Origin of the sequence: Nitratiruptor sp. YY08-26, from assembly GCF_016593215.1 — a bacterium.
GTDB classification, from domain to species: Bacteria; Campylobacterota; Campylobacteria; order Campylobacterales; family Nitratiruptoraceae; genus Nitratiruptor; species Nitratiruptor tergarcus.
In genome coordinates this window covers 626037-647452 of sequence record NZ_AP023063.1, presented here as the reverse complement: position 1 = coordinate 647452, position 21416 = coordinate 626037, and the positions used below count along the sequence as shown (strand labels likewise).

Here is a 21416-nt window from a genome sequence, read left to right as displayed (position 1 = left end):
TTTAGCCTCCTATTTTCTCAATATTTGCTATATCGATGGTACCTTTATCATAAATTGCTACGATATTTGCACCATCTTTTTCTATTCCTATAACAAGCGCAGTAGCTTTTACTTTCGCATCCACCCTCTCTTCACCCTCTTGGGCAACCACACTTACTTTATAATATCCATCTTCAATCGTTTCATCATTCACCTCGAAAACATATTTCTCATTTGCTTTAAGATCACTATACTCTTTTTTGGCTACAATCTCTCCCTCTTTATTACTCAGATATACTACAGCATAGTTAGCATCTTTTTTCAAAGAAAATTGTACTTCACTCTTGCCATTTAGTACATACGTGTTATCACCCTTATATAAAACTTTTTTTCCTATTAGATTAGTAGCATTCATAAAAAGTGTATTATTATTATTAAGAGCATTCACAGAATCTTCAAAATTTTTCATCACTTCTAACTCGCGAAGCTTCACAGTATTATCTATGAATTTTGTAATATCTTGCGCTTCAAAAGGATCTTGATACTGGAATGATGTAAGCAGTACTTTCAAAAAACCTTCTTGGTCTATTTGAGAGTTGTCATAATTTGCATCATAGACTTTGATCTCTTTGCCACTAAGACCTTGAAGTGTGTCGATAGCGCTAGTCGCCATAAATCACCTTTATAATGCTAGTTAAAAAAGATTGTAACCCAAACAAAATTAATTAAACTTTAAAATTAACGAATTTTAGGTAGATTCAATAGAATTTATCAATTTTTGCAGTTCTAAAAAGCTCTCTTGCAGATTTTTTTTAGTATCGACTGATTGCTTAAGAAATGCTTCAAGCTTGTCATAATTTTTGATTGCCAAATCTATTTTTGGTGAAGATCCCTTTTTATAAAGCCCCATATTGATCATATCTTCAGCATCTTTGTATGTTGCAAGAAGATTAATAAATGTAGACTGCATCTGTGCTACTTCATCACTTACAAGTTGAGGAGCAAGACGACTAATACTTTTTAGAGGATCCACTGCTGGAAAGATTCTTTTTTGTGCCATCTCTTTTGATAGCACTATATGACCGTCTAAAAATCCTACCGCTGCATCAGCTACAGGGTCACTTGCTATCTCGTCTCCCTCTACAAGAACAGTATAAATACCAGTAATTGATCCTTTTCCACTAAATGTTCCGGCTTGTTCTATGATTTTTGGTAAAAGTGAAAAGACTGAAGGGGTGTACCCTTTGGAGGTGGGCGGCTCGCCTATGGCAAGACCAATTTCACGCTGCGCCATCGCAAGTCTTGTGAGAGAATCTACAAGAAAAAGGACATTTTTATTGCGATTAGAAAAATAGTTAGCAATAGCAATTGCAACATAGACTGCTCTTACTTTTGCCAAAGGTGTTTGATCGGATGTTGCAGCAACCACTACAGATTTTTGCAATGCTTTGTCGGTTAAATTATCTTCAATAAACTCTCTTACCTCTCTCCCTCGCTCTCCTATGAGTGCAATTACGTTGACATCCGCTTCAGTATAGCGAGAAATCATACCAAGTAGGGTACTTTTTCCAACACCAGCACTTGCAAAAATACCTACTCTTTGCCCTTTTCCAATCGTTAATAATCCATTGATGCTACGTATGCCAATATCAAGAGGCTCTTTGATGCGGTCACGAAGTAAGGGATTGAGCGGATCATTTTTGAGGTAATATTTATTCTCATAGCGAACAAAATCTTTATTAAGAGGATTTCCAAATGGATCTATTACACAGCCTAACAGATCTTCTCCTACACCTACATTCACTCTCTCTAGTGAAGCTTCAACAAAACTCCCAACTTTAATACCTCTTGTATCATCATAAGCCATGAGCAAAGTTTTGCCCTCTTTAAAACCAACTACTTCTGCTTCTAGTCCATTTTCCAAATAGCATGAATCCCCAATGGAAACATTAGGCAAATAGGCCTCTATAATAGGGCCGCTTACCCCTATGATACGTCCTTTGACAATAAACTTAGGTAAGCTTTTTAGTCTCTCTTTTAATTTCATCTTTTATAACATTCAACTTTTCTTCTATTTTATTTTCTATTTTAAAATCGTGAAACTCTATAATAAATTCGTTTTCTTTTAGTTCCTCACTCTTTTTTACTTGTACTGTTTCAAAACGCTTTTTTATATCTTCATACATATTTGGCGAAACAATAATATCAAGTGGCATATAGTTGCTAAAGTCCTCCAGTAGTTTCTCTATGGCTTCGGTAACAGTTTGCATATTTTTTTTGTCAATAAAAAGAAACTCTAGTATTTCATTGACATTATCCAGTACAATATCCGTGAAACGGTGGAGAAAAAGATTGTATTTTTGTGCAAACTCTTTCTCAAAATCGAGGTATTTAGTCTGCAGATGTGCAATCTCTTGCTCTTTTTCTTGTAAAAAATGAGATTTTAGTTCTTGGATTTTAACCTCAAGAATCTTATTAAATTTCTGCTCCGCATCACTAAATCCCTGCTCATAACTCTCCTTTGACACTTTGGCTATGAGCTCTTTATACTCTTTCTCCATCTCTTCTATTTTTTGCTGATAGAAGCGCTCTATCTCCTTTATTTTTTCATCAAAATTTGATGTATCAACTTTTTCTTTGATCTCTTTACTCGCCTCTTGCATCTGCTCAAAAGCTGTAAAATCGTCAAGTTCTAATTTCATTTGCTCTCTTCTTTTATCCATTTGCTAATCATATCTGCAAGTATATCGGGATTTTCTTCTGCAACTTCCAAAATTCTTGTATAAAGGGGCTCTTTCTCAAAATTAAAAATATCTTCTTCTTTCGCATGGAGCGCTGCTGCGGCTTCTGCTGCTTGTGCCCCGGCGCCTTGCAACGCTTCTTCTTGTTTAACTTCTAGCTCTTGTAACTTCGCTCTTCTTCTTTTCATCAAGAGTGTAGCAACAAGTCCAAAAAGTATCAATACCAGTAATGCTATAGCTGCTATAAGAAGATACATTTGCATAGTTTTTTCTTGAGGAGCAGCTACACTCTCAGCCGGTTTTGTAGTCTCAAAAGGTACACTAACTACAGTAACTTTATCCCCTCGCTGCTCATCAAACCCAATTGCACTCTTTATAAGACGCTCATAAGCAGCAAGCTCCTCTTTGCTTCTTGGTACATACTCTACTGTAACGGTGCCGTTTTTATCGATTTTTTTAATGTATTTGCCATCTACAAGTACCCCAACACTTATCTTTTTTACTTTAAAAACATTCTTCTTAGTAACTATGTACGATTTTGTCACATCATAATTGGTAGTAACATCTTTTTTATTTTTATCTAGAAGGAGATTGTTGTTTTTTCGATTAATAGTGGCTGGAACATTTGTCGGCGTTCCTGGAGCACCTGCTTTTTGCTTCTCAAATCCTTTTGTTTTTTCTTGAATCTTTCTCTCACTAACAACAGCTACTTTATCTGGATCATATATCTCATCTTTTTTATCAACTTTAGAGGTCTCTACATCTACACTTGCTCGTACTACGACTTTTTGTGCTCCAAGAGCTCGTGCTAGCATCGATTGAATGCTCTTTTCAATCTCTCGTTTGATTTTTCTTTTGATATTGACAATATCGCTAGGCTCATCTTGTTTTTCATTGGCAACGAGATCTGAGAGCACTCGCCCTTGATTGTCAACTACAGTTATATTTTGTGGTTTGAGTTTGGCAACTGCATGAGAAACGAGAAATATAATTGCTTTAACCTGCTCTTTACTCAAATCTTTACCAGGCCATAGTGAAACAATAACAGATGCTTTTGCTTCATCCTCTTCTCTCGCAAATATAGAATCTTGTGGCAATGCAATGTTGACTTTTGCTTCCTTGATTGCATCAATCTTTTTGATAGTACGGGCTAATTCACCTTCAATTGCACGAATATAATTAATGTTTTCTTGAAAATGGGTAGCTCCCATTTTAGGCTCATTAAAGATCTCAAATCCTACATCATGCGATGAGGGAATACCTTTTGCAGCAAGCTTGAGGCGAACATCATAAATTTTATCTTTTGGTACAAGAATAATAGATCCATCACCTTTGACTTCATAAGGAATATTTTCTTGCTGCAGTTCAGAGAGAATTTTTCCTGCATCATCAGGACTTAGGTTGGTATAGAGTACTCCGTAGCGCTCTTTTGAAATATCACGAAAGAGAAGGGCTGAGAGAAGGATAATAATAGCTATAACACTAAGAGCTAAAAAAAGTGTTTTAAGGAAATTCTGGTTTTCAAAAAGCTCTTTTGCTTTTGTTTGAAGTGTAGTAAAATCTAGTGCCAATTACTCACCTCATACCTGCATACGCATAATCTCTTGATAAGCTTCAATAGCCTTGTTGCGAATTTCAGTAGCAAGGCGGAGAGAAATATCAGCTTTTTCTATGGTGCTCATAAGCTCAATCATATTATCTACATCGCCTTGTATAAGTTTTGCTTGTGCATTACTAGCAGCTTGAAGATCACCATTGATATCTGCAACAAATTTTTCTACAAGATCTGCAAAATCACTCTTTTGAGATGTTTGGATTTGCGCAATATTTGCAGAAAGTGCACTTGATACACCATCTATTTTCATTTTTTATTCCTTACACTTTTATAATTTCTAAGCTTTTAAGAAGCATATCTTTTTGTGTATTAAATGCTGTAAGATTTGCTTCATAAGTCCTCATTGCAGAAATCATATCAACCATTTCTCGCATAGGATCTATATTTGGCAGTTTCACATATCCTCTCTCATCAGCTAAAGGGTTCTGTGGATCGTATTTGAGTTTATATGGTGTTTGATCCTCCATCACCTCCTTAATAGCAACTTTTGAAAGAGGCACACCATTTTGGGCATCAAGAACCTCTTCAAATACTGGGATTTTTCGTCTGTATGGATTGCCTTTGTCATCAACTGCATTGCTATTTGCCATGTTGCTCGAAATGATGTCCATTCTATATTTTTGTACAGAAAGACCAGTTTGTGAAACTTCAAGCCCTTTGAAAATCATCGTTATCTCCCACTAATGACAAGTTTAAGTTTTGCAAACTCTTTTTTGAGATTTTCTGCTAAAGATTTATACATAATCGAACTCTCAGCAAGCTTTGCAAGCTCTTCTTGTATATCAACACGGTTATCATCATATCCCCGTATTTTTGAAAGCTCTATCTCTTTAAATTTTTTCCCATTACTTGTAGGTTCAATATGTTTTGGATTATCTTTTTTCAGCTCCATACTACGCTCTAACTCTTTTGCAAAAACCAGTTCTTTAGGCACATATCCTGGTGTATCAGCATTGGCAATATTTGATTGGATAACTTTTGTTCTTTCAAGGTAAAATGAGGCAGTTTGAGAAATTTTATCAATTTTATCCCACATATCTATTCCTTCACAGCAGCTTGCAGCAGCATATCTTCTATCGCGAGTTTTGCCAATATATTCCATGTTGTATTGCAATCTTTTGCGGACTCTACCAACTTCTTAGCATACTCTATTTTACCAATTCTAACATAAGAGAGAGATAATACGCCATTTAAGAAGCAGTCTTTTTGAATCTGTTTTGCTAATGGTCCCAAAAGATCAATAAGCTTTTCATACTGCTCTTTATCAAGAAGCTTTTTAGCAAAGAGTTGTACAAATTTTTGCACTACCTCATCATGTTCATAATTTTTAGCTAACAAAAGACTTTGATCATGTAAAAATGTGGTATCTACTTTGTTTGTGCGCAGCAAAACTATTTTGGCAAAAATATTTCTATAAAGATCGCTTTTAGGACACAGAGCTACAGTTTTTTCATAGACCCCTGGACACTCTTTTTGTGCAATAAAGCAGATTTTTGCATAGAGTTTGTAAAATTTATAGCTATGTACCTTACTTTTTTGTAAAACCTCCAAAGCTTTATCAAACATTCTATTTTGATAGAGTGCTTCAAGATATGCGTAAAATACCTCTTGTGTGTTGTAGCGTTTAGACAGATACTCTAAAAGAGCTATGCGCAAAGACTCTTTCTTACATCCATGCAAAAAAGAGGCAATACGTAAAAGTGTTTGCAGATTAAAAATAGCCTTAAAAAACTCCGGATTAGCACTATAAAGCATACATAGAGCATGAGAGTGCTTTGTATCGATATACTCTTGCCAAAGCCGCGCAAAATACTCTTTGTGCTCATACTTCAACTGCTTTGCAGAGACCAAAGATAGCTCCCAGCTTAATCGCTTATAGAGTTTTTGACTATCAAGAGAAAAAGCTTCAAGTCCAAAGTTGGCAAGTGCAAAGAGTCCTATATAGCTGTTGCGATATTTGACCAGTGTTTTTACTATAAATCTTAAGGGGTCTTGTAAAAATTCCTCATCAGGAAAATATTTTTTAATGTAATAAGCACTCTTTTTATCTTGCTGGATAATATAGAGAAGTTTTAGTCTTGCTACTGTAGCCATAGAGGTTTGCGGAAAGCTTTTTATGAGACGAATATAGTAGTTGATGCTACTTTTGTAATCTTTTTGCAAAAACTTAATATCACCCAAGCGCAAAAGGGCTTTTTGCAATACCTCTTTATTTTTCACATAATTCAAGATCCTACGAAATAGCAATTCAGCAAATTTCAGATCTCCATATCTGTATGCATTTTCTGCAACATAGTAGTAATAAGAGGGATTGTCAATAAGATAGCTCTCAAAATCTCTATAGGTTTTTTTGAAAAACTCCAAAGCCTTTCCATACTCGCCTTTTGCAAAGTAGTACATTCCTTGCAAAAAAGCAAACTCCTTTTTTTGCTTTTTCTCTAAATTTTCAATTGTAAGAATAAGCATATATTTTGTTGCTAAATCCATTCTTTTGAGCCATACAGCTGTACGCAAGAGCCCCATGAGGATATTGAGCTTCTCTTTTTTCGTAGTAGCTTGTTTAAAAGCTATTTTATAATTTGAAAATGCTCTTTCATAAAATCCAAGATTTTCGTAAATATTTCCTTTGAGATAGTAGTACTCGCTATCTTTTTTACCACCTTTTGCTAAGTACGTATTCAGATAGTTTATTGCAGACCAGAGATACTTCTTATCTCCGATTCTTTTTCCAATATAGAGATAGGTATGAGCAACCATAAAAAGAGATTGCAGATAATAAGGAGATTGAGGAAATTTTGTCAAATAGGTAAATTCATCCAATGCTCTATAATAGGATCCATAGCGAAAGTCTCGCATGGCGTTTTCAAAAACTCTTTTTTCCTTTTTATAAATTTTCGAAATTTGTTGTGTAGCATTACCTTCTTGTGAAAAAGAGAGAGTTTCTTGAGCAGTGTTAACTTCAGCAGTTACAAAAAGAGGAAAAAGTAGAAGAAAAAGACTAAACCTTAACATTCACTGAGCCATTTGCACTCTTTGTTTGTTCACTACTGTCCTCAGAAAAGAACTCTGTCTGTTTTTCTCTATCTTTTATTCTTACTCTATACTTTTCATATCCGCTATCTTTCATTACACTTTCAACATATTCTTGCAAATCTGGTTGTAACTGGAGCGGAGATTGGGATACAAAATGAAGATTGAGACAATTTTGTGCCATAGATATATTGATATAGGTGTTTTCTATTTTTATACGTACAGCTCTTTGTTGCAGACTCTGCTCAAAAAACTCATGCTCGCCTTCAGTTTGCATAAACTCTTGCGCCAAATGACCATTATCATCATGAAACATATCATGACTTTGACTATCGTAACTTCCTGAAGAGTTTTGCTGTAGCATAGCCTGCTCTACGCCTCTCTTTTCACTATGGTTTGGAAGATCTCTATTTATTGTTTGTTGCGTTCCATCATGGTTATTATGCTTTAAATGGAGGATGACTTCTGCCAAATCTCTATCAATATCAGTGCTTGTCTGTAGCTGTATAGTAGATTCCTTTATTCTATTTGCTATTTTTTCTTTATGTATTGTATGCAGCTTATTTATCTTTATTTTTGATGACGACATAAGGGATATTTTCTTATCAAAATCTCTTTTTATTGCTGTTTTCATAGAGGGCAAATCATAAGATGCTTCGAGAATATTTTCGTTTCTTTGCGATATATTATGCAATTGATCTTTATCTTTTCTAAAATTACGCTTATTATCCATAAACATTGACTGACTTTGAGAAAGTTGTAGAGCATGAAGGTTATTGGTTTTGATAGAGCTTTGGATATTACCTGCACTCTTTTGTATATTTTTTATTTCATTTAACTGCATCTCATCATTAGCAGATGTTTCTCTTTTCCAATTTGTTGCTGAAGACTGGATGGTTTTTTGTTTTGCAAATACCTTTGATACAGTCTGGCTTTTACTCTTTTTTTGCTCGGCAACTACTTTTGCTTTAACGGGCTTTTGTTGTTCTTGGATTATATTGCCTGGGAAAGAGTTTTGAAGATTTTCTATATTTTGCAAAGGTAGATCTTTTTTTGACTTTTCCTGATTCTTTGCAGAAGTCTGCTTTTTCGTTTGTTTTGCTGCAGGCTCACTATAGGAATTAGAAAGCGCAGCTTCTCTTTTTATTATATGTTTTTTATAAGATTTTACCTCTATAGTTGGAGAAGCATGATTTGTAAATGTACTCTCAAACTGCTTTTTATCTTTTACAACAACAGTTTCATGGCCAGTTTCATAAAACTTATCTTTATTTGACTGCTGTAATCTTTTTAAAGCATCTTGCTGTAAATCTTTATTGTTTAATAGATTGGCATCTGTATGTGGGGTTATTTTTTGTGCAACACTATCCTCACGGATAAAAGCCCGTTTCTCATCTCTTTGCACAATGCGTGGCTTTTGCTCTTTTTCAAAACTTTGCAAGAACTTTTCATTATCATATTGCTGATTACTTACAATCTCATTGTACTTTTTTAATACATTATATAGTTGTATTTTGTTGGGAGAACTTAAATTATTTTGAGTAGTTGGAAATTTTTGATTGGATAATATAAAAATATTACGTAAAACGGGACTTTTTTCATGCAGTGCTTTTATGCTCTCTTGCCTATTTTTGGGTAGTTGCAGGATTTTTCCAAGGATTTGGGTAAAACTCTCTTTTTGAGATATAGCAGCACCTTTTACTACTACACCCTGCTGTGAAGAGACAAAACCCTGTTTGAGCAAGAGATCAAAAATGTTCATGTCTGCTCCAGATCTTTTAAAATAGTTTTAAGTTTTTTAATAGCCTGCGTCTTTATCTGTGATACACGCGACTGGGAAATCCCCAACGTTTGCGCAATCTCTTTTGGCTCCCGCTCTTCAAAGAAGAACATCTGCAATGTTCTCTTCTCCTTCTCGCTCAGCTGCTCCATAGCCATAGTAATCAAGTCTCCAACTTGGGAAGAGATCGCCTGATCTTCGGGCCCTATATCATCACTTATCATCACATCTATAAGGCGCATCGAATCATCGCCAGATCCAATAGCCTTATCCATACTTATCATTATAGCTAAATTTGAAAGAGGAATATCTTTGCCCTCCTCTTTCTCTTTTTTTATCTTTTCACGCATACTACGAGGCATTATGTGAAGGCTGCGCAAATAATCTAAAATTTCTCCTCTGATTTTTATATACGCATACGTGGAAAATTGGGCTTTGCTCTCATCAAATTTGTCAATTGCTTTTATGAGACCTATAATGCCTGTGTTTACCAGCTCATCAAACTCTATACCCGCATCACGTGGCAGTTTAAAAAAGATTTTTGACGCCACTTTTTTTACTAAGGGGGTATTATCGAGTATGATCTGCTGTTTTCGCTCCACAGTAACTTTCATACGTTAATTCTTTCCCATAAAATCAAAGAGTTTTTGCCAAAATTTATCATGAGTTACAGATTCGACTTTGAGCTCCTCTTTGCATATTCTTCTTATACTATTAGTGTATCCATCCTTTGGATAGAGTACTGCAACAAGCTCTTTTCTCTTTACTGCTTGACGAAGATTGTTTGTAAAGGGAAGAACCCCTAGCAGCTCTATATCTATTCCGAGAAATTTATTTGTAGAAATTTTAAGTTTATTGAATGTCTGCTCCCCCTCCTCTTTGTTTTTACACATATTGACAACTATTTTGAAGTTGTCATATTTATAGAGATTATAAAGCGTCTTTATAAGTGCATACGCATCCATGAGTGCAGTTGGTTCTGGAGTAGTAATCACATACGATTTATGCGACGCTCGCAAAAAGGATGCAACCTTTTCATCTATTCCAGCTCCTGTGTCTATAATAATATAGTCATACTTTTGTGACACGAGTTCAAGCTGATTAATCACAGTCTGTATCGAGACATCTTCCATTTCAAAAAAATCATCAATACCCGAAAAGCCTACCAACACATCAAATCCGACAGCATGTTGGATAATATTTTCTATTTTCTCACCTGTAAAAAGATGCTTAATATTCTTGCCTTTATCCAAGCCTAAAAAGAGATGCACGTTCGCCATACCTATATCTGCATCAATAAGGAGCACCCTCTTTTTAAACTCATTTGCCAATATATAAGAAAAATTGACAGCAAAATTGGTCTTACCTACGCCCCCTTTTCCACTAGCAATGGTAATAAATTTGCTATTTTTTGTATCACTTTTGGATACAAGTTCTCTTAGACCACTCGCTTGATCAATCATACACTCTCACCTAATATATAGTTGGCAATCCTCTCAGGATTAAGTACTCGAATATCTTCTGGAACCTTTTGCCCAGTACTAATAAATGAGACCGGAATGTTACTTTTGATAGGAAGATTGAGTAAAATTCCAGGCTTATATGTCTCATCAATTTTTGTAAAAAAGATCTCGCTTATAGGGAAAAAAGTTCGATAGCGGTTGACAATCTCCATCGCTTCAGAGTTTTTATAGTTACAGCTAATAACTAATGATATCTCCATAAAGTCGCTTCCACTTCCTAAAATCTCTTTCATCTCACCAAGTCGCCAATAATCATAGTGACTACGCCCCACTGTATCAATGAGCACTACATCGACTCCATTAAGATTTTGCAACGTCTTTTTGAGGTTTTTTGAATCAGTTATTGCATAAAAAGGGATATTGAGAATATTAGAAAATGAACGTGCTTGCTGAATAGCTCCTACTTTAAATGTATCAATACTTATAACTGCAATTTTGAGTTTTTGGTTGATAACAAGCTCAGAAGCTATTTTAAAAAGATTTGTTGTTTTTCCAACACCAGTTGGACCTACAAAAGCAAAAACCTTAAAGGCACCTTTTTGGATTTTGAGGGGGCCTTTGAATTTAATCTTTTTTTCTATGGCTTTGACAAGAGCCTCTTTAAAAAAAGAGGTGTTAAGATCAAACTTATTTGCATCAATATCAAATCCACAGGACTCTTTAACAAGAAGTTTTGCAATTTTTGGATCTACATCTTTTTTGATAAGAAGCTTAATAAGCTCTAAAGCATCTCCTGTAAACTCTTTGAACTCTTCTGCAAAATTGAGTGGAGCTGCAACATTGGCATGTGGAGGCACCTCTCCAAAATTCACTTCACCTTTTACTATCGCTTTTTTCAAAGGTTCAATCTTTTTATCAATCATCTTCTCTATACGCTCTAAAAAGCGATCTACCTCTTGATTTTTCTCCTCTTTTGCCAAAATATCAAAAAAACCCTCTTCTGGTGTTGGAACTTGAACAAAAAGTGAATATTTTTTCTTTTTCAAAAAAGGAATCAATCCCTTCTCACTCACTTCGTAGCTTATTATTTTCACCTCATCGCCGTACTCTTTTTTTGCTTGCTGTATCAGCTCATCAAGGTTGTAACCTTCATACTTAACTATTTCCATGTAATTCAACCTTAGCTACGACATTGAGTTTTGTTTTTGGCTCAATCTCATTGTATGCAAGCACCGCTACATTTGCCAAATAGGGCTCTAAAATCTTTCTCACATATCGCCTTACAGATGATGAAGTGAGTAAAACAGGGGTACGCTGATTGATAATAAACTTTTCTAAATTTGCATTTATCTGTGTGATAAAGTTTTGAAGCATAAGAGGATCTAGAGGTGGCAAATTACCCTCATACTCTTTGATTTTTTCAAAAAGATACTCTTCACTGGAACTCCCCAACGTCATTGCATACAAAACACCATCTTTGGCATAGATAGAAGTAATAAGGCGCGATAATGATTCACGTACAAGTTCAGTCAATATATCTGTGTCTGCTGTTTTTGTAATATTATCTGCAAGAGACTCTATGATAGTAAGTAGATCTTTGATGGGAATATTTTCTCTTAGCAGATTTTGCAACACTCTATGTAGTACAGAGTAAGAGACCTGCTCAGGAATAATCTCTTTAACTATCGGATAACGCTTTGCAAGTGCTTCGACAAGATCTTTTGTCTCACTGCGTCCCAAGATCTCATACGAATGGTTTTTAATTACTTCTGAGAGATGAGTAATAATAACTGTTGCCACATCTACTACGGTATACCCTAATATTTTGGCTCTATCTTTTTGGCTTATATCAATCCAGTAGGCTTTGAGGTTAAATGTTGGCTCTCTCGTCTCAATCCCTTCAATCTCCCCTTTCGTACTACCAGTATCGATTGCTAGATATTTTTCTGGATAGACCTCACCGCGAGCTACCTCTATCCCCCGAATCAAAATACGATATTCGCCTGATTGCAGCTCAAGATTATCTTTGATATGTATTAAAGGGATAATAATACCGAGCTCTTTACTCAGCTGCTTTCGCAATGATTTTATACGCTTGACAAGCTCACCACCTTGCTTTTCATCCACCATTGGGATAAGTGTATAACCGATCTCAAAAGATATACTCTCTGGCTGTACGAGAAGTTCTTCTTCTGTCTCTTCTTCAGTTTGCTTGATAATCTCTTTTGCTTGCTGCTGGGCCTGTTCCATCTCTCTTCTTTTGAGATCTAGCTGCATCATATAGGCTGTAATAGCAAGCAAAGATGCCAGTGTCATAAAAGGAATAAATGGCATACCAGGCACTACTCCCATGACAACAAGAGCGCCAGCAGTCATATACAAAGCTTTCGGATAGCCTGTAAGCTGTGAAAAGATCTCTTTACCAAGATTTTCTTGCGATACTGCTCGTGTCACCATAAGGCCTGCTGCTGTAGAAGTAATAAGTGAGGGAATTTGTCCAACAAGTCCATCACCAACTGTTAAAATGGTAAAGTTTGCCGTTGCAGTTGCGATATCCATACCATGCTGCAACATCCCAATAGCTATACCGCCTATAATATTTATTAGTGTAATAATTATGCCAGCAATTGCATCACCGCGAATAAATTTACTCGCACCATCCATTGCACCATAAAAATCTGCCTCCTTAGCTATCTCTTCTCGCCTCTTTTTTGCCTCCTCTTCATCAATTAAACCAGCATTGAGATCTGCATCAATTGCCATCTGTTTTCCTGGCATTGCATCAAGTGTAAAGCGCGCACCAACTTCACTGATTCTCTCTGTACCTTTGGTAATTACAATGAAGTTAATAGTAACAAGTACAATAAAAACAATAATTCCTACAACATAGTTACCACCCACTACATACTGACCAAAGCTCTCAATAAGCTTTCCCGCTGCACTTGGCCCTTCGTGACCATGTAAAAGTATTCTTCTTGTCGTTGCTACGTTGAGGGAAAGACGAAAAAGTGTTGCAATAAGTAAAAGGGATGGAAAAGCTGAAATTTGCAGTGGATTTGTCACATACACTGCAGACATGAGCATCACGAGTGAGAGTGTAATACTTGTGGTGAGCAAAATATCGAGCAAAAAAGGAGGTACAGGAAGTACCATAGAGCCTAAAATGGCTAAAATAAGTACAATAACAATAGCATCTGAGTGCTCATTGACTTTGGTAAAAAAAAGCTCAAAATTAGCTATCATTTACTATTCTTTTCATACGCTTTTAGAGCAGCTTCTATATACTCTTTGATACCTAAAGCATCACTATCACTTATCGCCTTGGCTAATTGCATATCTACCATATCAAGATACATTTTTGAAGAAAATGAATTTCCTAATAGCATACCTTGAGGGAGAGTTTTGCGCACCTCTTTGAGAAACATATGTACAAACTCCTCTTCAAAGGCTTTTGTAGCCATTTGAGAGCTCTTTATTTGTGAAAGTTTCGCAATGTCCCAGTATGCTTCTACTTTCATTTTTCTATCCTACATTATTATAATTTTTGCATGAAGCTTGCCCGCTTTTTTTATTGCTTCAATTATAGCAATGAGATCTCTAGGTGAAATTCCAAGATCGTTAAGCGCCTTGACAAGGTCTTTGAGAGACGGCGATCGAATTGCGAAAATTCTACCATTTTCTTCTTTAATTGAAGTTGTAACAGACTCGCTTTTTACCGTTTTTCCAGGGGAAAGTGGATTTGGTTGAGAAATAAGGGGCTCTTTTTGCACAGTGACATAAATAATGCCATGCGATATGTAGACAGGAGTGTCAATCTTAATATCACCACTCATAATAACTGTGCCTGTTCTTTCATAAATAATGATTTTTGGCTCATTTGATGTTTCAACAGGCATAGCGAGTATCTGAGAAACAAACTTGACTTTATCTGGCATCGTTGGTGAAGGGAAAAATACTCTAATAGTAGCTGCATCCATAGCATAAGCTAAGGTCTGCTTGAAATGGTTATTGATAGCTTCAACAATATTTTTCGCTAGTTTAAAATTGGGATGTTTGAGTGTCAAAGTGACAAATCGCTGGGAATCGAAACTATAGGGAAGATCTTTTTCGATAATTGCGCCGTTGGGAATAATTCCGGTAGTTGTAAAATTTTTACTTACTTTACCACCTTTATTAGATTCACTATACCCCCCACCTGTAGACACTGGTCCTTGAGCAAAAGCATATATTTTTTTATCTGGACCAAAAAGAGGTGTACGAATGAGTACACCATTGCCAATATCTTTTGCATCACCCATGGAGGATACTGTAACATCAGCCATCATACCGCTTTTTGCAAAAGGTGGGAGTTTGGCAGTTACAATCACTGCAGCAGCATTTTTTGTTTTCACATCTTTAGGATCAATATTGATTCCCATTTTTTTGAGCATATTAGCAATGCTTAAAAGTGTAAATTTTGTAGTAGTTCCATCTCCTGTGCCATGAAGGCCAACGACAATACCGTATCCTGTAAGATAGTTTTCTCGTACGCCTTGAATATTTACCTCATCCCCTATGCGTACCTCAACTGCCGATAAATTTATAAGGAGAAGTAAAACACCTATTACGAAACGGAGCAATTTTCTATCCTGCTAGTTAATATAATTTATTATAACTAAAATGGCCATATTTTCATAATGAAATTTGCAAGCCAGCCAGGACGCTGTGTAGTATTCAAAAATCCTTTTCCATTGTATTCAACATACATATCTGCAATTTTTGATGAGTCAATACTGTTGTCAGGATTGATATCTTGAGGTTTTACTATGCCAGATATTTTGAGATATTGTGTATCATTATTGATTTTGACATATTTTGTACCTACAATAAAGAGGTTACCGTTGGGATAGACTTTTACCACTCGTGCTGTTATTTTCGCTATAAGTTTAGCACTTCTGTTGGTACCGCCTTTCCCTTGAAATGCATTGGTTGATTTTTGATTAATTCCAAATATAGTCGATTTGTTGTGAGGAAGCTTTTTATCTAGTACCGTCACAGATGGAAAAGAGAGGTTGAGATTGTTACTCCTTTGGCTCTTTGTATCTGTTGTTCCAGTACCTTGGAGATTTTCATTGACCAATATCGTAACAATATCACCTACATTATGTGCTTTTGCATCACTAAAGAAATTATCATACCCTGTATAAAGAGATCCTGGTGCTTTATATGTGGGCTTAGGAGCAACTTCACTCATAACTGGTATTTTTGGCGGCTCTTTTTGGACAAGCTCCTTTTGGGCACATCCACTTAGGAGTATTAATAGACAAAACCAACTACACCGTTGGACAAAACTTTGCATCGTAGTACCTTATTTGAAGAGAGATTCTTGACTCGTATTATATCACCTACATTTCCATTCTCAAGAGCAAGACCAAGAAGCTCAATATGTATGCCATCTCTTTGATAGATGATTTTCACACTTCTTTTTCTTTTGACGGCGTAGTTTGGCTCTATCATATACTCTTTGATAATCACATTTGCTCCGATATCTCTCTTTGCCACAGCTCCTAATACTTCACCAGCAGACACAAATTTTTGTGCAGAATTTTTTAGGCGCACTTTTTTGGTAGTAATATCTCTATCTGTAATAACGGTTCCTTTTGGAATTTTTTTGGTGGCTACTGCAGCTTTGATAAATCGCTCAATGGCTACACTTGCGCGCAGACTCTTTAATACTTTTCGTTGTGAAAAGATTTTTATCCGTAGATAGATATGAGCGAAACTGACTGTGGTGGACTTTATTGCAATATGATACCCCTCAGAAGGTATTTTTATTGCTACTTTTGGCAAATCAATGCTTTTAATACTAATATGAGGATAGTTTGCTTGTATAAATTCTTCTATCTGCTTTTGCAGATCCTGTTTTGTAAGAAGAGTTGCTTTTTTAAACAGAACTACTTTTTGACCAACTATTTTGACTTTTTTCGTATCAATCAAACTATTTGCCAATATTTTGGTTATTTCTGCTTGAGTAATAACTCCATCGCTACGATATCGAGAAGGGATCTGCAATGAGGCAATGAGATTTTTTATATTTGATGGTGCTTCAATAGTAACAATATCGGCTAGCTTTAAAGGCGATTTATCTAAAACGCTGGTTTTTAGTACTATGAGATTTTGCGCAGCAGCAAAGAGGGCTAAGCCCAAAAAGAGAAGAAGATTACGACTTAAGATTCGCAACAGTTCGCAGCATCTCATCTGAAGTTGTCACACCTTTTGAGTTCATCTCGTATGCCCTTTGAGCAACGATAAGATTTACCATCTCCTCAACGATATTGACATTGGAACTTTCTAAAAATCCTTGAGAGAGTTTTCCAAAACCATCTGTGTTAGGATCTCCTTCAACAGCTTCAGATGAAGCTTCAGTAGCTAAAAAGAGGTTTTGTCCTATTGCTTTAAGTCCTGCAGGATTCACAAAACGATAGAGCTTGATATCTCCTAACTCTTCTACAGTTTGTGTGCCTCCCTCATTGCGTACAGCATTGACTTTTCCATTAGGGCTAATAGAGATACTTACAAGAGTCTCAGGTGAGTTTACCTGAATATTTGGCATGAGCTTATACCCTTCGCTTGTTACAATATATCCCTCATTGTCGATTTGAAAATTGCCTGCTCTTGTATATGCTTCACCCCCATTGGGAAGCTCAATTTTAAAAAAACCTCTCCCCTCTATCGCTACATCGAGATCTCTTTCAGTGTGCTTGAGGCTTCCTTGAGAAAAGATCTTACTCACGTCAGAGACTTTTACTCCCAAGCCGACTTGGATTCCTGATGGTACTCTATTGCCATCAGCACTTACTACGCCGGGATCTTTGATATTTTGATAGATAAGATCTTCAAAGTTTGCTCTACTCTGTTTAAATCCAACTGTATTGACATTTGCAATATTGTGAGAAACAACATCCAAGTTTGTCTGCTGCGCAGCCATTCCCGAAGCTGATGTCCATAGTGCCCGTATCATCTTCTCTCCTTTTAAGCTTTACCGATTTCATTTGTTTTTTGATTGAGTTGCTCGAGACTCTTTATCATGTTACTATACATCTCAAATCTTTTTTGCGCAGTAATAAGTGAAGTCATCTCTACAATAGGATTGAGATTGCTTCCTTCCAAAAATCCCTGTTTAAGTTTATATGTAGCAGGCCGCTCACTCCCCTTTGCAAGATAATAGGTATCGCCCATAGGTTCAATTTTTGCAAAACCTTTAATTTGCAGTTTTGCTATTGCTTCTCCCTGTTGATAGATTGTCCCATCTTCACCAAGATCTAGTCTTTTGCGTGAATCAAGCTTTATAGGTTTATCTCTATCATCAAGCAAGAAATTGCCATTTTTATCCACTAGATACCCCTCTTCATTGAGGAAAAAGTGGCCGCTGCGTGTAAGTATCTTTTCTCCCCCTTTTTGCACAAGAAAATACCCATTTCCTTCAATAGCAAAATCAAGAGGATTCCCTGTTTGCCTCAATGGACCCTGTTTCATATCAATAAGAGTCTCTTGAAACCGTGGGAAAACAAAAAGGTGATTTGCATCCCCTCCATTTTCATCAAGCCTTTGACTCATCTCTTTTATAAGGAGTTTTTTAAACCCATCCGTATTAGCATTGGCAATATTGTTAGTGGTAGTGTCGAGCTGCTCCATCGCACGTGAGCCACCACTTGCTAGTATATAAATCGATTGCATATCAAGGGCCATTTTTTACCTCTCTAAAATCTTTAGTCTATCTTCTGGTTTTATAATGTGGGTTATTTTGATACCAAAGTTATTTTTTACTGTATAGAGCTCTCCTTTTGCAATGACTCTTCCATTTACTTTGAGATCTATTGGCTCATTGACATACCTATCAAGCTCTATAACACTGTTTGGATTGAGTTTGAGTACATCCTCTAAAGGCATCTGTGTTGATCCAATCTCCACAGTAATTTCAAGTGGAATATCCAGTAAAAGTGAGAGCTTCGAATCAACACTCTTTTCATACTCACCAAACTCATCCAGTGATTTTGTATTCTCTTCATCATTATAACTCATTTGAGCAAACTGCTGTGCCATAAGCTCGTCTGGACTTAACTCTTCACTCTTTTCATTAGCATTCCCTTCTTGCGTACTCTCTTGGGCTTCCGGTTCCTCTATCTGTTCATCACCCATATCTGCAAACTGTTGTGCCATGAGCTCATCTGGACTCAGTTCTTTATTCTCTTCACTCATTCTCTTCTTCCTTACTTACTTCCTCTTTTAGAAGTGCTGCGTAACGATCTCCAACTTTACCCAGTCTACATACAAATTTCTCTTTATCTGCAATGCGGAGTTTTACTAGATCTTCTTTACTTACATCTAGCATTAGCTCAGTACCTACTTCCCATCCTATGATTTCTCGCAAAAAATACTCTTTTTTTGCTAACTCCAACGTTACCTCTACATCTGTTTGCAATAAAAGTTCATTGAGCTTCTCTTTCCATGCAGTATCTACCTCTCCTGAGAATTCACTATATATCACATCTTTAATAGGCAAGAACATTCCTTGTGGATAGCAAAAATATATAGGAGCCTCATACCCATCAATATCAACAAGACACTCTGCGATAATAACCTTCTCATTTCCTGAAGTTATTTTTGCAAGAGCCGGATTGAGCTCAGTTGATCTCTTCTCTACTTCAATATTATATACTAAAGAAAAGGTTTCTTGCAGTTTTTTGAGAGCCAAATCTATAAAATCTTTAATCACATAGGTCTCAAGTTTTGTAAACTCTCTTCCTTCTACTTTAAAAGGTTTAGCAGGTCCGCCAAACATCACACTGATTATTGTAAAAACGAGTCTTGAATCTACAACTAAAAGAGCTGTCTCTTTCAAAGGTTTCATTGTAAAGGTTGTATAACTTGAGGGCATAGGAATTTTAAACATAAATGTATTGAAGCGTGTAATATATATACTCTCTTTGGAGACCATATTTATTTTTGGAAGAAGTTTACGAATATCATCACGAAAGCTCTTAGCCCATCGCTCATAAATGAGCTCTAAGCCAGGAAGTCCACCTTTTTTAATACTTTCAAGTTCACTAAAATCAAAAGGTCGGATATCTGATTGCTCTTGTGGCTCTTCTGCTACATCATCGCCACCAAGTAGCGCATCAATCTCCTCTTGGGAGAGAAATTCTTGTTCAGACATCCTTAACCTTCATAAATTACCTCATAAAACCATATTTTCTTATTCTATTGATATATATCCACATTATATTTGATTATCGTCAATTTTTACAAACTATTTATTGGTAATTCTTAAAAAATGCAAAAATAGAGCTACATTTTCCATAAAATCATACATACTCTTCACCGGCGCCAAATTCAATAACACCTTTATTGATAAGATTTTTGATCTCTTCAATAACTTTCTTTTGCGCTTTTTCTACATCACTCTTTTTCACTGGTCCCAAGACTTCCATATCCTCCAAGAACATCTCTGCAGCTCTTTTTGACATATTAGAAAGAAATTTATTGAGTATATCTTCTGGTGCACCCTTGAGTGCAAGCATGAGATCGTTTTTATCAATGTTTTTGAGTATCTCAATAATAGCTTTGTTGTCAAGTTTGATAATATCTTCAAATTTAAACATTCTCTCTTCGATATTATCAGCTAAAAGTTCATCCTCTTTACGTACATCTTCAAGGAGTTCTACTTGGAGATCTTTTGGCAATGCATTCACAATTTCTGCTGCAACATCAATACCACTAAGAGTCTCTTCATTACCAGCACCAATTGTGAGAAGCTCCTCTTCAAGAGTGTTAGCTACAACTTTGAGAGTTTGTGAAGAGATTTTTTCTATAGAGGCAATACGTTTAATAACCTCTTCTTGTACATTAGTCACACCAACGCGTTTAGGAATATATTGCAAAATCTCCGCAGCTTTGGAGGGTTTAAGCTGTGATAATATCAGTGCAATTACTTGAGGATGCTCATCTTTGATAAGATTTGCAACCATTTTGGCATCAAGTTTTTCCAACTCTTTAAAAATCGCTTTTCCCTCTTGCTCATCAAATGTTTCGCTGAGGAGTTTTTCTAAAAGTTCAGGCGGTAATGCCTCTTGTAAGATTTTTTTGAGATGATCTGGAGCAATTTTAACAGGCGATATATTTTTTAGATGCTCGTATGCCTCTTCAAGAACAGATTTGAGCACCTCTTTAGAGGGGGTTTCCAAAGATAATATAGTTTTAATGAGTTTTTCAATCTCATGCTCTTTAAGCCTTTTGAAAATATGTACCGTCACCTCTTCAGGTAGTGATGAAATCAGTATTGCAGCTTTTTGTAATCCATTTACACTTTTTTTGTCATCAGCCGCCAAATTAAACCTTTTTTGCTTTTGGATCATTTTAATATTTTTTTATTAAAAATCCTATGAAATTACCGATAATCACAAAAATCACCTGCAAAGGGATACGCATGTCAGGATTGAATAATGAGCAAATAGCAATAGCAATAAATCATATCAATTTAGCAAAAGACGAGATTACAGAATGTGCAAATACTCTTTATGCGACACTGGAGATGTTAGAAAAGCAGTGCGATAATCATGAGATGAAAGAGAACATTATCAAAGCAATCGCTACATTGCAAATACAAGATATTGTCACACAAAGGTTAACAAAACTAGAAGATTTTATGCAGCGTATCGATACTGTAATTTCTCTTCCTCAAGACAATGCATATCTTGAAGAGTTTGCGTGGGAAAATGAAGTGGATCAAAACGATATAGATGCAATGTTCAATGAAAGAAAAGGATAAT

23 protein-coding genes are annotated in these 21416 nt (G+C 35.9%); 1 reads left to right on the top strand and 22 read right to left on the bottom strand.

The window, feature by feature from the left end; translation table 11 throughout:
• Position 1: 1 nt before the first annotated feature.
• From JG738_RS03640 to fliG, 22 genes are all read right to left on the bottom strand, one after another.
• Entirely contained in the window at positions 2 to 652 is a 651-nt protein-coding gene (locus JG738_RS03640; protein WP_201338416.1) for a flagellar hook assembly protein FlgD, read from the bottom strand.
• A 75-nt stretch (positions 653 to 727) separates the two neighbouring features.
• Positions 728 to 2026, bottom strand: coding sequence for a FliI/YscN family ATPase (locus tag JG738_RS03635; RefSeq protein WP_201338415.1), 1299 nt, complete (start codon positions 2024 to 2026; stop codon positions 728 to 730).
• Positions 1992 to 2681 (bottom strand): hypothetical protein, encoded by a 690-nt coding sequence (locus JG738_RS03630; RefSeq protein ID WP_201338414.1) that lies wholly within the window; start codon positions 2679 to 2681, stop codon positions 1992 to 1994. Before JG738_RS03630 ends, JG738_RS03635 begins: the two co-directional genes overlap by 35 nt.
• Positions 2678 to 4291, bottom strand: a complete 1614-nt coding sequence (fliF, locus tag JG738_RS03625) for a flagellar basal-body MS-ring/collar protein FliF (RefSeq protein WP_201338413.1) — start codon at positions 4289 to 4291, stop codon at positions 2678 to 2680. Before fliF ends, JG738_RS03630 begins: the two co-directional genes overlap by 4 nt.
• 9 nt (positions 4292 to 4300) lie before the next feature.
• Complete coding sequence (gene fliE, locus JG738_RS03620) at positions 4301 to 4585, bottom strand: flagellar hook-basal body complex protein FliE (RefSeq protein ID WP_201338412.1); 285 nt, start codon at positions 4583 to 4585, stop codon at positions 4301 to 4303.
• 10 nt (positions 4586 to 4595) lie between these two features.
• Positions 4596 to 5003, bottom strand: coding sequence for a flagellar basal body rod protein FlgC (gene flgC, locus JG738_RS03615; RefSeq protein WP_201338411.1), 408 nt, complete (start codon positions 5001 to 5003; stop codon positions 4596 to 4598).
• A gap of 2 nt (positions 5004 to 5005) precedes the next feature.
• Complete coding sequence (gene flgB / locus JG738_RS03610) at positions 5006 to 5371, bottom strand: flagellar basal body rod protein FlgB (protein ID WP_201338410.1); 366 nt, start codon at positions 5369 to 5371, stop codon at positions 5006 to 5008.
• A 2-nt stretch (positions 5372 to 5373) separates the two neighbouring features.
• A complete protein-coding gene (locus tag JG738_RS03605; RefSeq protein ID WP_201338409.1) occupies positions 5374 to 7347 on the bottom strand; it encodes a hypothetical protein in 1974 nt (657 codons plus the stop codon).
• On the bottom strand, positions 7334 to 9127 hold the full coding sequence (locus tag JG738_RS03600; protein ID WP_201338408.1) for a hypothetical protein: 1794 nt from the start codon (positions 9125 to 9127) through the stop codon (positions 7334 to 7336). Before JG738_RS03600 ends, JG738_RS03605 begins: the two co-directional genes overlap by 14 nt.
• Positions 9124 to 9759, bottom strand: coding sequence for a sigma-70 family RNA polymerase sigma factor (locus JG738_RS03595; protein ID WP_201338407.1), 636 nt, complete (start codon positions 9757 to 9759; stop codon positions 9124 to 9126). The genes JG738_RS03600 and JG738_RS03595 overlap by 4 nt, the downstream gene beginning before the upstream one ends.
• 3 nt (positions 9760 to 9762) lie before the next feature.
• Positions 9763 to 10608: an AAA family ATPase gene (locus tag JG738_RS03590; protein ID WP_201338406.1), complete on the bottom strand. Its 846-nt coding sequence runs from the start codon at positions 10606 to 10608 to the stop codon at positions 9763 to 9765.
• Complete coding sequence (locus JG738_RS03585; protein ID WP_201338405.1) at positions 10605 to 11777, bottom strand: flagellar biosynthesis protein FlhF; 1173 nt, start codon at positions 11775 to 11777, stop codon at positions 10605 to 10607. Before JG738_RS03585 ends, JG738_RS03590 begins: the two co-directional genes overlap by 4 nt.
• On the bottom strand, positions 11764 to 13851 hold the full coding sequence (gene flhA / locus JG738_RS03580; protein ID WP_201338404.1) for a flagellar biosynthesis protein FlhA: 2088 nt from the start codon (positions 13849 to 13851) through the stop codon (positions 11764 to 11766). Before flhA ends, JG738_RS03585 begins: the two co-directional genes overlap by 14 nt.
• Positions 13848 to 14126, bottom strand: a complete 279-nt coding sequence (locus JG738_RS03575) for a rod-binding protein (RefSeq protein ID WP_201338403.1) — start codon at positions 14124 to 14126, stop codon at positions 13848 to 13850. Before JG738_RS03575 ends, flhA begins: the two co-directional genes overlap by 4 nt.
• A gap of 9 nt (positions 14127 to 14135) precedes the next feature.
• Entirely contained in the window at positions 14136 to 15227 is a 1092-nt protein-coding gene (locus JG738_RS03570) for a flagellar basal body P-ring protein FlgI (protein WP_201338402.1), read from the bottom strand.
• A 35-nt stretch (positions 15228 to 15262) separates the two neighbouring features.
• Entirely contained in the window at positions 15263 to 15946 is a 684-nt protein-coding gene (locus JG738_RS03565; protein WP_236583216.1) for a flagellar basal body L-ring protein FlgH, read from the bottom strand.
• The gene (gene flgA, locus JG738_RS03560; protein ID WP_201338401.1) at positions 15904 to 16827 is read right to left on the bottom strand and encodes a flagellar basal body P-ring formation chaperone FlgA; all 924 of its coding nucleotides are present in this window, start codon (positions 16825 to 16827) and stop codon (positions 15904 to 15906) included. Before flgA ends, JG738_RS03565 begins: the two co-directional genes overlap by 43 nt.
• Positions 16808 to 17608: a flagellar basal-body rod protein FlgG gene (gene flgG, locus JG738_RS03555; RefSeq protein WP_084275512.1), complete on the bottom strand. Its 801-nt coding sequence runs from the start codon at positions 17606 to 17608 to the stop codon at positions 16808 to 16810. The genes flgA and flgG overlap by 20 nt, the downstream gene beginning before the upstream one ends.
• An 11-nt stretch (positions 17609 to 17619) precedes the next feature.
• Positions 17620 to 18336: a flagellar hook-basal body protein gene (locus JG738_RS03550; protein WP_201338400.1), complete on the bottom strand. Its 717-nt coding sequence runs from the start codon at positions 18334 to 18336 to the stop codon at positions 17620 to 17622.
• A 3-nt stretch (positions 18337 to 18339) separates the two neighbouring features.
• Positions 18340 to 18846: a flagellar motor switch protein FliN gene (gene fliN, locus JG738_RS03545; RefSeq protein WP_236583214.1), complete on the bottom strand. Its 507-nt coding sequence runs from the start codon at positions 18844 to 18846 to the stop codon at positions 18340 to 18342.
• Positions 18839 to 19804: a flagellar motor switch protein FliM gene (locus tag JG738_RS03540; protein WP_201338399.1), complete on the bottom strand. Its 966-nt coding sequence runs from the start codon at positions 19802 to 19804 to the stop codon at positions 18839 to 18841. The genes fliN and JG738_RS03540 overlap by 8 nt, the downstream gene beginning before the upstream one ends.
• Before the next feature lie 148 nt (positions 19805 to 19952).
• On the bottom strand, positions 19953 to 21002 hold the full coding sequence (gene fliG / locus JG738_RS03535; protein ID WP_201338398.1) for a flagellar motor switch protein FliG: 1050 nt from the start codon (positions 21000 to 21002) through the stop codon (positions 19953 to 19955).
• Positions 21003 to 21073: 71 nt separating this feature from the next.
• Here fliG and JG738_RS03530 point away from each other — a divergent pair, with 71 nt between their 5' ends.
• The gene (locus JG738_RS03530) at positions 21074 to 21415 is read left to right on the top strand and encodes a hypothetical protein (protein WP_201338397.1); all 342 of its coding nucleotides are present in this window, start codon (positions 21074 to 21076) and stop codon (positions 21413 to 21415) included.
• Position 21416: the final 1 nt, after the last annotated feature.